The following is an 11,863-nucleotide window of genomic DNA, read 5'->3' on the forward strand; positions in this document are numbered from 1 at the left end:
TTACCAGTTGCAGTGCGGCAAAGGAACCGAGCACAGAGATCACATAGGAAAGCACCACCAGCGGAATGCTGTATTCGCCAAGCATGAAAAGTTACCCCATAAAGCGACGCCCAGAAAACGCATGGACGGATTCCACACTGACGGACGACAGCGTATCTCTACGCGATTGGCGATCAATTGGATCAGTATTTGCGCCGCTTTATTTGAACACTACCGTGCGGTTGCCATGAATGAACACCCGTTCCTCAAGCACCAGCTGCAACGCGCGACTCAACACCTGCTTTTCCACATCGCGACCTGCAGCAGCCATATCTTCCGCAGAATAGCCGTGGTCCACATGGATCACATCCTGTTCGATGATGGGCCCTTCATCGAGATCGTCGGTTACAAAGTGCGCGGTAGCGCCGATGATTTTTACACCGCGTTCAAACGCCTGCAGATAGGGTTTGGCTCCGATAAATGCCGGTAGGAAAGAGTGGTGGATGTTGATGATGCGCTTGCTGTAGTGGGCCACCAATTGTGGGGTGAGCACACGCATGTACTTGGCGAGGATCAGGTAATCCGGCTGGTAACTGTCCACCAGTGCCATCACCTGCTCTTCGTGCTGTTCCCGTGCCATCCCTTCGGCGGGAAGCCAGTGGAACGGGATCTCGAACTTCTCCACCAGTGACTGCAGGTTGTTGTGGTTACCAACCACCGCGGCGATCTCCACATCCAGTGCGCCGGAGTAGCACTTCATCAGGATATCGCCGAGGCAGTGGGCCTCTTTGGTAACCATCAACACCACGCGTTTGCGCCCACTGGCCACCAGCCGGCGCTCGGCCCCCGCCGGCAGCGCCATGTCCAGGTCTTCCAGCAGCGTGGCATCGTTGAAGTTCCCTTCCAACGCGGTGCGCATGAAAAACCGGCCCTGGGCGCGGTCAACAAACTCGTCGTTCTTGGTGATGTTGAGCTGGTGCTTGTAGCAGATGTTGGTGATTTTCGCGATCAGCCCTTTGTCGTCCGGGCAGTCCGTCAGCAGTATCTTCTTTTCCATAAGCCAAAATCAGACTAATTATTCAGTTCGCTGACTATACACTATGTGCCTAAATCTACCCGTCAAACAGACCGTTATTTGACCAATTCAGGGACTTTATGGACAAGCTACTCTTCAGTGAACACATGGCCACCCTGCGCAAGCGCTACGACGAGATCCTCGACCAGTGCGGTTTCGAGACCCTCAACGTGTTCAGCGGCGCGCCCTCGGTACAGTTTCTGGACGACAACTACTATCCGTTCCGGGTAAACCCGCAGTTCAAGGCCCTGGTCCCGGTCACCGATAACCCCAACTGCTGGGTGGTCTACCGCCGCGGGCAGAAGCCCAAGCTGCTGTTCTACCGCCCGGTGGACTTCTGGCACTACGTGCCGCCCGCACCGCAGACCTTCTGGAGTGACGAGTACGATATCGAGCTGCTGGCCAAGCCGGACGAAGCCAAGGCATTCCTGTCCGGTGAAGACGCCGCGTTTATCGGCGAGACCGCGAAGCTGGAAGGCTGGGACATCGGTGAGCGCAACCCGCAGCACCTGATCGACCGCCTGCACTGGGCGCGCGCCTACAAGACCCCCTACGAAATGGAATGCCTGCGTGAAGCCAACCGTATTGCGGTGCGCGCGCACAAAGCCGCGGAAGATGCGTTCCGTGCGGGTGCCAGCGAATTCGAGATCAACATTGCCTACATGAAGGCCGCCGGCCAGGGTGAAGGTCGCCTGCCCTACGGCAATATCGTAGGCCTGAACGAGCACGGCGCGATCCTGCACTACACCCATCTCGGTACCGAACCGCTGCCGGAAAGCGAGCGCCGCAGCTTCCTGATCGACGCCGGTGCTGACTGTAATGGTTACGCCGCCGACATCACCCGCAGTTACGCCTACCGCAATGGCGAGTTTGCGGACCTGGTCCGTGCGATGCACGAGAAGGAGAAGGAGCTGGTAGCCGGCCTGAAACCGGGTGCGTCCTACATCGAGTTGCACCGCGAGTGCCACCTGAAGATCGGCCAGTTGCTGCAGCAGTTCGGCGTGATCAAGACCTCCCCGGAAAGCGCGGTGGAATCCGGCCTGACCGGCACCTTTATGCCCCACGGCCTCGGCCACTTCCTCGGCCTGCAGGTACACGATGTGGGCGGTCACCAGACCGCACCGGAAGGCGGCAAGACCCCGCCCCCCAGTGAGTATCCGTTCCTGCGCACCACGCGCACTATCGAGGAAAACCAGGTGTTCACCATCGAGCCCGGTCTGTACTTTATCGACAGCCTGCTGGCCGACCTCAAGGAGTCCCAGCTGGCGGACGAAGTGAATTGGGACAAGGTGGAAAAACTGCGCCCCTTCGGCGGCGTGCGTATCGAAGACAACCTCATCGTGCACGCGGATCGCGTCGAGAATATGACGCGGGATTGCCAGGCAGATTTCTGATCGGTAAAAATCGCCCACAAAAAAGCCCTCCACAGGAGGGCTTTTTTATTTCAGGAGCCTTCACGTCATGCCGCAGCCAAGCTTCACCAACTGCGTATCCGGTGCCCTTTCAGCGCATAAAACAGGATAAACAGATAACAGGGCAGCGCTACCCAGTAACCATTGAGCACGGTACCGGACACCGCCGCGAGCTTGCCGAAAACCAGCGGAACAATCGCACCACCAGCAATGCCCATGATAAGCAGCGCAGAACCCTGGGCGGTAAATTTACCCAGGCCTTCAAGCGCCAGTGGCCACACCGTGGGCCATACCAGCGCGTGTGCCAGCCCCATCAGGGCCACAAAAAATATGGTATCGGGAACCATGGGAATTCCGCTCCAGCCCCACAGCGCGCCCGCCATCACACTGCTCTCGGCAGAGCTGAACAGTACCCCGAGTACACACAGGCTGCCGGCAATGGCAGAACCGGTAAGGGCCTGCTGCTGGGAGATCCAACGCGGAATACACACTACCCCCAGCAGATAACCCACCACCATAAACACCATGGTATAGGACGTCAGCGAAGCGAAATTCGCCACCCCCAGCTCTTCGCCGTAAAGCCCGATGGTGTCACCGGCGATAACTTCCACTCCCACATAGGCAAACAGTGCCAGCGCACCCAGTACCACCTGGGGAAACTGCCATACACCGGAGCGCGCTTCGCTATCAGCGGCAGTGTCTTCCTCGATTTCCGGCAGGCCGGAAAACTTCACCAGCCCCACCAGCAGAAACAGCAGTCCAGCCATGTAGACGTAGGGCATGATCAGGCGGTTGGCAACGCTATCCAGCAGTGCCGCGCGCGCTTCGCCTTCGAGGGAAGCCACCGCTTGCGAGTTGAAGTCAGACAGGCCCGACAGCACCAACGCGGTAAATGCGAGCGGCGCCAGCACGCCGGCGCTCTTGTTGATGATGCCCATGATGGCAATACGAGTCGCGGCACTCTCCACCGGCCCCACCTTCACCACATAAGGATTTGAAGCGGTCTGCAGAATCGTAAGCCCGGCCCCCAGCCCGAACAGCGCCAGCAGGAAAACACCGAAACTGCCGGTCTGTGCGGCGGGGATAAAAATCAGCGCAGCGGCTCCCATGATCCCAAGACCGATGGCCATGCCATTGCGGTAACCGGTTTTCCGCAGGATCAGTGACATCGGCAGGGCCATCACCGTGTAGGCGATGTAAAACACAAAGGTGACGAAAAAGGCCTGGAATTCATTCAGGTCGCACAGGATTCTCAGAAACGGAATTAGCGAGCCATTCAGCCAGGTCACAAATCCGAAAATAAAAAACAGCGTTCCGATAATCGCCATCGGCAGCAGGCTGCTATGGCGTGTGCCGATAGCCGCTTGTTGTACGGTTGCAGTACTCACATCAACCCCCGGGAACCAAATGAAAAAAGGCCCGGCTCATCAGAACCGGGCAACGAGAGGAGAGTTAGAAGTTGGCGCTAACGCCGAAGTTGAACAAACGACCGAAGCGATTCAATCCCGCCACCTGATCCGGCCTGGCGATGTAACTCCAGCTGCGCTCATTGGTCAGGTTGTTGATGCTGAATTGCAGGTTCACGTTGTCATTCAAGTCGTACGCGGCACTGAAGTCGTACTGGCCGTAGTCCGCATCCCAGCGCGGGCCACCCCAGTCTTCGGCATTAACCATGACCTTGCCGCGCCAGTTGTACGCCAGGCGCGCCTGGATACCATCGCGCTCGTAGTAGACCACCGCGTTGTAGGAGTTCTTCGGCATGCCTGCGAACGGCAGTCCGGCTTCGCGGCGCTCGGCATTTTCGTACTCACTGTCCACATAGGTGTAGTTCAGCTGCATACCCAGGCCATCCCAGATTCCGGGGAGCATGTCGGTGAAGGCCTGCTGGTAAGCCACTTCCACACCGCGTATTTCCGCACCCTCGTCGCCATTGATGGAGCTGTAAACGTCAAATTCATAGCCATCGATAATGCGGGTGCCGTTGCGGCCGTACTCCGTGAACGATGCGATGTCCTTGAAGAACAGAGAGCCGGTCAGCGCGCCGTAGTCGGAGAAATACCACTCCAAGCCGGTATCCAGCTGGTTCGCGCGCATGGGTTCCAAACCCGGATTGGAGGCGTAGAGTTCATACTCCCGGAGATTCAGGTAGCTGTAGGCCTTGAGTGAATCGATACTGGGACGGGTGATGACCTTGGCCGCACTGAAGCGGTAAACAACGTCGTCACGCAGTTCCCACTTGAAGTTCAGGCTCGGCAGTACATCGGTATAGGAGTCGTCGACTTCGGTTTCGTACTGGTAATCCGATACATCACCCACATACAGCAATTCCTGTGCGGAATCCGGATCCGTATTTGGCTCGAACCGTACCGCACCCGGATCGAGCGAGAAGCCCGAGCTGGTTACCGAGGTCTGGATGGCGCGCACGCCCAGATTAAGGGTGTAGGGCAGCCCCATCAGCTCACTTTCCAGATCCGTCTGCAAATACACCGCCAGGGTTTCTTCACCAACCTGGTAGGAATCATTGGGACGATACTGAGCAGCAATCAGGTCATTGGCGGCTTCCGGGCTGATGCTCTGGTAAAACGCGAACAGTTTGTCGTAGTCAAAACTGGCCCAGGGCGCCGGGTGTTTGCCGGCTTCGCCGTCGAGGAAATTGTCAAAGCGCGGCGCGACCAGAATATCTGCCGGTAGGCGGAACAAATCAAAGCCACCAATATTTTCCGCCGCAGACATATCCGGGGTGTACTCAGGATAGCGATCAAACTGGGCGCCGGCGTTGCTGAAAATGGACGGGTTCGCAGAACGGTAGGACTCCCGATCCTTGGTCTGCTTGCCGAAGTTCATGCCGAAGTCCACGGACGACACCACTGCGATTTCCGGCTTCCAGGATCCGTCAAAGCGGAACTCGGAAACCTTGTCGGCAATCTCATCGCCGTAGTTGTAGCTATAGTGCGCACCGAACGGGGATTCGTGGGACAGCGCCGGGGTCATGGTGATATCCGGCAGCAGGTTGCCGCCCGACTGATCGATGCGAATTTCATCCACGAAGCCGCGGGCCACAATGTAGCGGTTGTCGCCATCGTTCGTATTGACGGACTGGGAGTGGGAGACGTCCACCGCCAGTGTCAGGCTATCGGTCACATCCCAGGCGACATTGGTGCCGAGCTGGAAGGTCTCGGTTTCGCGCGGCAGCGAGGTGTTCAGCAATTCCGCCATCGCGCCATCGGCAAGGGTCAGGGAGTTCACCAAACCCTCGTCGTTGAAGCCGAGGTCGGTTACATTCGGAATACCCGGCGTCCAGTCTTCGTCGTAGGTGACAAACGAAATCTGGTATTCCTCACCATTGGTGGTGTAGGAGGAATACAGGCTGTCGAAGTTCACTTCGATGTCGTCGCGCGGGCGCCACTGCAGTGCCAGGCTCGCGCCGATACGCTCGCGGGTGTCCTGCCAGTTGGTGTAACGCACATAGCCCGGAATGATGGTGCCGTACTCGTTGTCCACCGCCGGATCGAACTCGCCATCGCCATTCACATCCTGGCGCACGGTGATCCAGTCTTCGTCCGCTTCGTTGTAGAAACCTTCACCCTCGTAGCCGTCGGTACGCAGGGTGCGCTCGGAGTAGACCGCGGTAAACAGTGCACCGAACTTGCCGTCGAGGAAGGTGTTGCTGAGCAGGAAAGAAGCCTGCGGATTCATTTCTTCGGTGCGGTCTTCATAAATGCCCTTCACCGAGCCTTGCACTACCGGCCCGGCAAAATCCATCGGGCGGCGGGTGCGGATATTGATGACCGAGCCGATGCCGCCTTCCTGGGTTTGCGCCACCGGGGATTTGTAAACCTCAACGCCCTTTAACAGCTCCGCCGCGATCAGGTCGTAGTTGAAATCCCGACTGCTGTGCTCGGAAGCCATGCGGCGGTCGTTGATGGTGGTTACGTTGTAGTCGCCACCGAGACCGCGCACAGTTACTCGCTGACCTTCACCGCCATTGCGGGTGATGGTGATACCGCTCATGCGCTGCAACGCTTCGGCAATATTCTGGTCCGGGAACTTGCCGATATCCTCGGCCACGATCGAGTCCACCACGTTGACGGAATCGCGCTTGATATCGAGGGAGGTTTTGATACTGCCGCGAATACCGGTTACCTGAACTTCTTCAACCGTTTCGCCCGCACCCGACTCGACAACATCCTTTGCCTCCTGGTTTTCAACATCCTGGGCCATGGCCTGAGAAGCCATTGCCAGTGCACCGATCACCAGACTGAGGGTATTTCTCTTCACATTAATCATGGTTCATCTTCCCCGCATTATTGTTGTGTAGAAGGTCGTACTCGGGCACAGCGCACAAACTGCAGGCGTACAGCGGCCCCTTCACCGTTTTCAGGTGAATATGCATTTCATTACAGAGTGAATTGGGCCGTTGCCGGCCCGGGGTTTTGTGGCGGGCAGTGCCCGCCGCGCCGTCAGCTCACAACGCCGAGCGGTGTACCGGTCTTCCACGCGCCGCGCGTAAAGTCCGGGAAATCCTTGCTGTTGCCGCGATCCTTTACCGAGGCTTCGGACAGCGGCGTAACCGCCGACCAGGCCGCTGCGTCATATACGTCCTGGTCCAGTGGCTGGCCATTGCGCAGGCAGTAGACCATGCGCCAGAACATCAGGAAGTCCATGCCACCGTGGCCGCCGTTGCGCTCCGCTTCCTTACCCATACGGCGCCACAGCGGGTGGTCGTACTTGTCGTACCAGTACTCCATGTCGTAATCCCACTCGTGGTAGCTCTCGCGACCGCCCTCTTCCAGCGCAATGCGATTCGGGAAACCGGCGAACACACCGTTGGTTCCCTGGATCAGGTTGTGGCGGCTGTAGGGGCGCGGTGTGGTGGTGTCGTGCTGGACCATGATGGTGCGGCCCTGCACAGTCTTGATCATGCTGGTGTTGATATCACCGGCGATGTATTTGAGCTGGTTGCGCTGGTGGTCCGCCGGGAATTCGCGCTTGGCGTAGGCGGCACGGCCGATTGCCGGGCTGCTCATGGAGGTCAGGTAGTCAAAGCGGTCGCCGCGGTTGATGTTCATGTACTGGGCGACAGGGCCGAGGCCGTGGGTGGGGTAGAGGTTGGCATCGCGCAGCGCGTGCCACTTGGTGCGCCAGGAACCGGTCTTGCGGTTCAGCTCCTTCATCTGCCAGCGCAGCTCGTGGATATACGCCGCTTCGCCGTGCAGCAGGTCGCCGAACAACCCCATGCGTACCATGTTGAGGGCCATCAGCTCTTCGCGTCCGTAGCAGACGTTCTCCAGCATCATGCAGTTCTTCTGCGTCTTCTCTGCGGTATCGACCAGCTGCCAGGCCTCCTCGAGATCCATGGCCGCAGGCACTTCCACCATGGCGTGCTTGCCGCTCAGCATGGTGTCCACCGCCATCGGCGTGTGCCAGCGCCACGGGGTGGAGATGATCACAATGTCGATGTCATCGCGGGACAGCAGGTCGCGGTAAGCGTGCTCGTCCTTGCCGTAGGCCGCCGGCTTAGGCAGTCCTTTCGCAACCACCAGGTTGACGGCCCGATCCAGCACCTGCTGATCTGTATCGCAGATGCCCTTGATCTCGACACCTTCCAGATTGCAGAAGTGCTGCACCGCACCCACACCGCGCTCGCCGACACCGATAAAGCCAACCCGCACGGTATCCATGGGCGCTACGGTCAAGCCCATCACCGACTTCTGCCCCTTGGGGCTCAGCAGGTTGTTGTCTTTAGTGGCACCGGTGGCACAGCCCGCGGCAGTAGCTGCCGCCGCGACGGTAAGACCGGCTTTCAGAAACTTTCGACGATTGATTTCGCTCATTTATTGTTTACCTCGGCTCCAGCTAAGCGGTATTCGTTGGGCGGTGTTGTCTGGGTTTGGACAATAACCAAGCGAAACTACCCGTTCAACCAAAAAATGCTTCGAAAACTTTCATTACAAAAGCCGTCACATTGTGATTTGCACAACTTTCAACATCTAACCTACTGATATATATACCATTTAAGGAAATGAAAGTTTTCGAAAATAAAATTTGTTTTGAAAGCTTGTGAAAGTTTCATAGAATGACCGAACGATTTCACGAAGGATGTCCCATGACCACCAACACCATAGAACGCAGGCACGACATCGTTCAGGCGACCGTAGATGCGGGGCGCGTGGAGGTGCCGGACCTGGCGGAGAGATATGGCGTTTCGACGGTAACCATCCGCGGCGACCTCAACTACCTGCATCAAAAGGGTCTGTTGGTACGTACCCGCGGCGGCGCCGTTGCCAGCAGTCGCGTGAGCCAGGAACTATCGGTGCGGGAAAAGGTGACCGAACACCTGGATATCAAGCGCCGCATTGCCGCAGCCGCCGCGCGCGAAATCCACGAGCAGGACACCATCATTCTGGATTCCGGCACCACCACCGCCGAGATCGCCAGCCAGCTGCACCACTTCCGGCGTTTGGTGGTGATGACCAATGGCCTCAACGTGGCCCAGAAACTGGCGGATGCGGAAGGGGTGGAAGTGCTAATGACCGGCGGCACCCTGCGCAAAAAATCCCTGTCGTTTTACGGCCGCGCCGCGGAAGACGCGCTGCAGTGCTATCACTTCGACAAGGTTTTCCTCGGCGTGGACGGCATCGATTTCCAGGGCGGGATCACCACCCACTTCGAATACGAGGCCAACCTGAACCGCTTGATGTGCAAGGTGGCACGGAAGGTGATCGCGGTAACCGACTCCTCCAAATTCAAGCGCTCCGGGGTACACAAAATCTGTGACTTCAGTGATATCGACATCCTGATTACCGACAGCGGCATTCCGGATGCCTTTCACGAGGCACTGAGCGAGGCTGGAGTAAAGGTCGTTATCGTCGACTGAATAACCCTCCCGCAGCCATTGAAAATGGTCACACACAATAAGGATTCAACATGCTGCAAGAATTGATGAGAGCAAATCTGGAAGGCGCGCCGAAAGGCATCTATGCCATCTGCTCCGCCCACGGCCTGGTGCTGGAAGCCGCGATGGAGCAGGCACTGGCGGATGGCTCGCCAATCCTGATTGAGGCCACCGCCAACCAGGTGAACCAGTTTGGTGGCTACACCGGCATGCAGCCTGCGGATTTTTACGATTATGTGATGACACTGGCCAGCCGCTGCGGACTGGAAACCAGCCGCATCATTCTCGGCGGCGATCACCTGGGCCCAGTGTGCTGGCAGAATGAGCCCGCTGAGCAGGCGATGGCCAAGGCCCGCGACCTGATCGATGCCTATGTGAGCGCCGGCTTCACCAAGATCCATCTGGATTGCAGCATGCCCTGCGCCGACGACGCCCTGCCGCTGGCGGACGAGATTATTGCCGAGCGCGCCGCGGACCTGTGCCGTGCCGCCGAGGACGCGGCATGGCGCGCGGGGAAGTCGGGGCAGATCGCGTATGTGATCGGTACCGAAGTACCGCCGCCCGGCGGCGCCAGGGAGGAAATTACCGAACTGGAAGTGACCCAGCCGGCCCACGCGCGCAATACCATCGAGTTGCATAAAAATGCGTTCGCCCGCCGCGATCTCATTGATGCCTGGTCGCGGGTAATCGGCCTGGTGGTGCAGCCGGGTGTGGAGTTCGACCACACTGCAGTGATCGACTACCAGCCGCAAAAAGCACTTCCTCTCAAAGCCCTCGCGCAGGAAACCGGCGGCATCGCCTTCGAGGCGCACTCCACCGATTACCAGACCGAAGAGAGCTACCAGCAACTGGTGCGTGACCACTTCGCTATTCTCAAGGTCGGACCACAGCTGACCTTCGCGCTGCGTGAGGCTCTGTTCGCGCTCAGCTATATCGAGGATGAACTTCCGGGCATTGAGAAAAAATCCAACCTGCGCGCCGTATGCGAAGAGCGCATGCAGGCGGAACCCCGTTACTGGAAAAGTTTTTACGAAGTCGCAGAGGAAAAACTCCCTCTGTACCGACGCTTCAGCTACAGCGACCGCATCCGCTATTACTGGCCCGACAGCGCGGTCAAGCAAGCGGTACACAAACTGCTGGACAACCTTGCTGGCGCACCGATTCCACTGCCGCTGCTCAGTCAATTTTTCCCGCAAGAGTATCAACAGGTCCGCGATGGCTGTGTTGACAATAACCCCCGCGCGCTGGTCAAGGCGCACATCCGCCAGGTCACCGCAGCCTATGCCAACGCCTGCTGGAAGCAGTAGTACAGGATTAAAACGATGTATAACACCCTGAAAATCGATACATCCACCCTGCAACAGTGCAAGGCGGAACACACCGCGCGCGAGATCGCCCAGCAACCGGATTCGTGGCAGCACACTGCCGATATCGTGGCCACACAGCGCCAGCAATTGCAGCAATGGCTGCAACCACTGCTTGCCCGCAGCGACCTGTGCATTATTCTCACCGGTGCTGGCACTTCCGCTTACGCCGGCGAAACCCTCGCGCCCTACCTCACCCGGGTAATGGAGCGCAGGGTGGAAGCGATCAGCACCACCGACCTGGTAAGCAACCCGAACGACTACCTGCTGCGCCACACTCCTACACTGTTGATTTCCTACGCGCGCTCCGGCAACAGCCCTGAGAGTGTCGGTGCCTACGATCTTGCCAACCAGTGCGTGGCACACTGCTACCATCTGGTAATTACCTGTAATCCGCAGGGCGAGCTGGCACAGCGGGCAAACGGCAGCAGCAACAGCTATTCACTGCTGATGCCGGAAGAGACTCTGGACCAGAGTTTTGCCATGACCAGCAGCTTCACGTCGATGCTGCTGGCAACCCTGGAAGTCTTCGCACCACAGAGTGCTCAACTGTCTAAATTAATCGAACTCACCAACAACCTGCTGGATAACCACCTGGACGAGATCCGTGCGCTAGCCGCGCGCGATTTCAAACGCGTGGTGTTTCTCGGCGCCGGCGGGCTGAAAGGGATTGCGACCGAGGCCGCGCTGAAAATGCTTGAGCTCACTGCCGGCAAAGTGGACTGCCACGCAGAGAGCCCGCTGGGTTTCCGCCACGGCCCCAAATCCATGCTCGATAACCAGACTCTGGTAATACTGTTGCAGAGCAGTGATACGTATTGCCGTCGCTACGACGACGACCTGCTGGCAGAACTGAAACGCGACGGCACCACCCAGTGGATTGCGTGCCCCGCCGCCATGAGCGCTATCGATGGACTCGAAGAAGCGTGGCTCGCGCTCTACTACATCGTGTTTGCACAGGCACTCGCGTTCTACAAATCCCTGGCGCTGGGGATAACCCCGGACAACCCCTGCCCCACCGGTGAAGTAAATCGCGTGGTACAGGGTGTAACCATTTATCCATTCGCTGGAGAGCGTGACGCTTGATTTACGGACTGGACATCGGCGGCACCAAGATCGAAATCACCTGTTTCGATGA

At 58.2% G+C, this 11,863-nt stretch carries 8 protein-coding genes; 4 read left to right on the top strand and 4 right to left on the bottom strand.

What is annotated here, in order from left to right:
- Nucleotides 1-199 precede the first annotated feature (199 nt).
- Nucleotides 200-1,036 (bottom strand): formyltetrahydrofolate deformylase, encoded by an 837-nt coding sequence (gene purU / locus VIL80_RS09810; protein ID WP_332035932.1) that lies wholly within the window; start codon nt 1,034-1,036, stop codon nt 200-202.
- Between the two features lie 98 nt (nt 1,037-1,134).
- Between purU and pepQ the strand changes: the two genes are divergently transcribed.
- Nucleotides 1,135-2,448, top strand: coding sequence for a Xaa-Pro dipeptidase (pepQ, locus tag VIL80_RS09815; RefSeq protein ID WP_332035933.1), 1,314 nt, complete (start codon nt 1,135-1,137; stop codon nt 2,446-2,448).
- An 83-nt stretch (nt 2,449-2,531) separates the two neighbouring features.
- Here pepQ and VIL80_RS09820 read toward each other — a convergent pair whose 3' ends face one another.
- The 3 genes from VIL80_RS09820 to VIL80_RS09830 form a co-directional block, all read right to left on the bottom strand.
- Entirely contained in the window at nt 2,532-3,794 is a 1,263-nt protein-coding gene (locus tag VIL80_RS09820; protein ID WP_332035939.1) for a sugar MFS transporter, read from the bottom strand.
- A gap of 124 nt (nt 3,795-3,918) precedes the next feature.
- Nucleotides 3,919-6,753 (bottom strand): TonB-dependent receptor, encoded by a 2,835-nt coding sequence (locus VIL80_RS09825; RefSeq protein WP_332035934.1) that lies wholly within the window; start codon nt 6,751-6,753, stop codon nt 3,919-3,921.
- 173 nt (nt 6,754-6,926) lie between these two features.
- A complete protein-coding gene (locus tag VIL80_RS09830; RefSeq protein WP_332035935.1) occupies nt 6,927-8,300 on the bottom strand; it encodes a Gfo/Idh/MocA family protein in 1,374 nt (457 codons plus the stop codon).
- 272 nt (nt 8,301-8,572) lie between these two features.
- Between VIL80_RS09830 and agaR the strand changes: the two genes are divergently transcribed.
- The 3 genes from agaR to VIL80_RS09845 are packed head-to-tail and all read left to right on the top strand — an operon-like array spanning nt 8,573 to nt 11,811.
- Nucleotides 8,573-9,343, top strand: coding sequence for a transcriptional repressor AgaR (agaR, locus tag VIL80_RS09835; RefSeq protein WP_332035936.1), 771 nt, complete (start codon nt 8,573-8,575; stop codon nt 9,341-9,343).
- A gap of 50 nt (nt 9,344-9,393) precedes the next feature.
- On the top strand, nt 9,394-10,668 hold the full coding sequence (locus VIL80_RS09840; RefSeq protein ID WP_332035937.1) for a D-tagatose-bisphosphate aldolase, class II, non-catalytic subunit: 1,275 nt from the start codon (nt 9,394-9,396) through the stop codon (nt 10,666-10,668).
- Between the two features lie 15 nt (nt 10,669-10,683).
- A complete protein-coding gene (locus VIL80_RS09845; protein ID WP_332035938.1) occupies nt 10,684-11,811 on the top strand; it encodes an SIS domain-containing protein in 1,128 nt (375 codons plus the stop codon).
- Nucleotides 11,812-11,863: the final 52 nt, after the last annotated feature.

The organism is Microbulbifer sp. (assembly GCF_036563125.1).
In the GTDB taxonomy this organism is placed as follows: domain Bacteria; phylum Pseudomonadota; class Gammaproteobacteria; order Pseudomonadales; family Cellvibrionaceae; genus Microbulbifer.

Bases quoted from the DNA above. Each gene is read 5' to 3' on its own strand.
- purU (WP_332035932.1), bottom strand. From the start codon at position 1,036: ATGGAAAAGAAGATACTGCTGACGGACTGCCCGGACGACAAAGGGCTG.
- pepQ (WP_332035933.1), top strand. From the start codon at position 1,135: ATGGACAAGCTACTCTTCAGTGAACACATGGCCACCCTGCGCAAGCGC.
- VIL80_RS09820 (WP_332035939.1), bottom strand. From the start codon at position 3,794: ATGGCGATTATCGGAACGCTGTTTTTTATTTTCGGATTTGTGACCTGG.
- VIL80_RS09825 (WP_332035934.1), bottom strand. From the start codon at position 6,753: ATGATTAATGTGAAGAGAAATACCCTCAGTCTGGTGATCGGTGCACTG.
- VIL80_RS09830 (WP_332035935.1), bottom strand. From the start codon at position 8,300: ATGAGCGAAATCAATCGTCGAAAGTTTCTGAAAGCCGGTCTTACCGTC.
- agaR (WP_332035936.1), top strand. From the start codon at position 8,573: ATGACCACCAACACCATAGAACGCAGGCACGACATCGTTCAGGCGACC.
- VIL80_RS09840 (WP_332035937.1), top strand. From the start codon at position 9,394: ATGCTGCAAGAATTGATGAGAGCAAATCTGGAAGGCGCGCCGAAAGGC.
- VIL80_RS09845 (WP_332035938.1), top strand. From the start codon at position 10,684: ATGTATAACACCCTGAAAATCGATACATCCACCCTGCAACAGTGCAAG.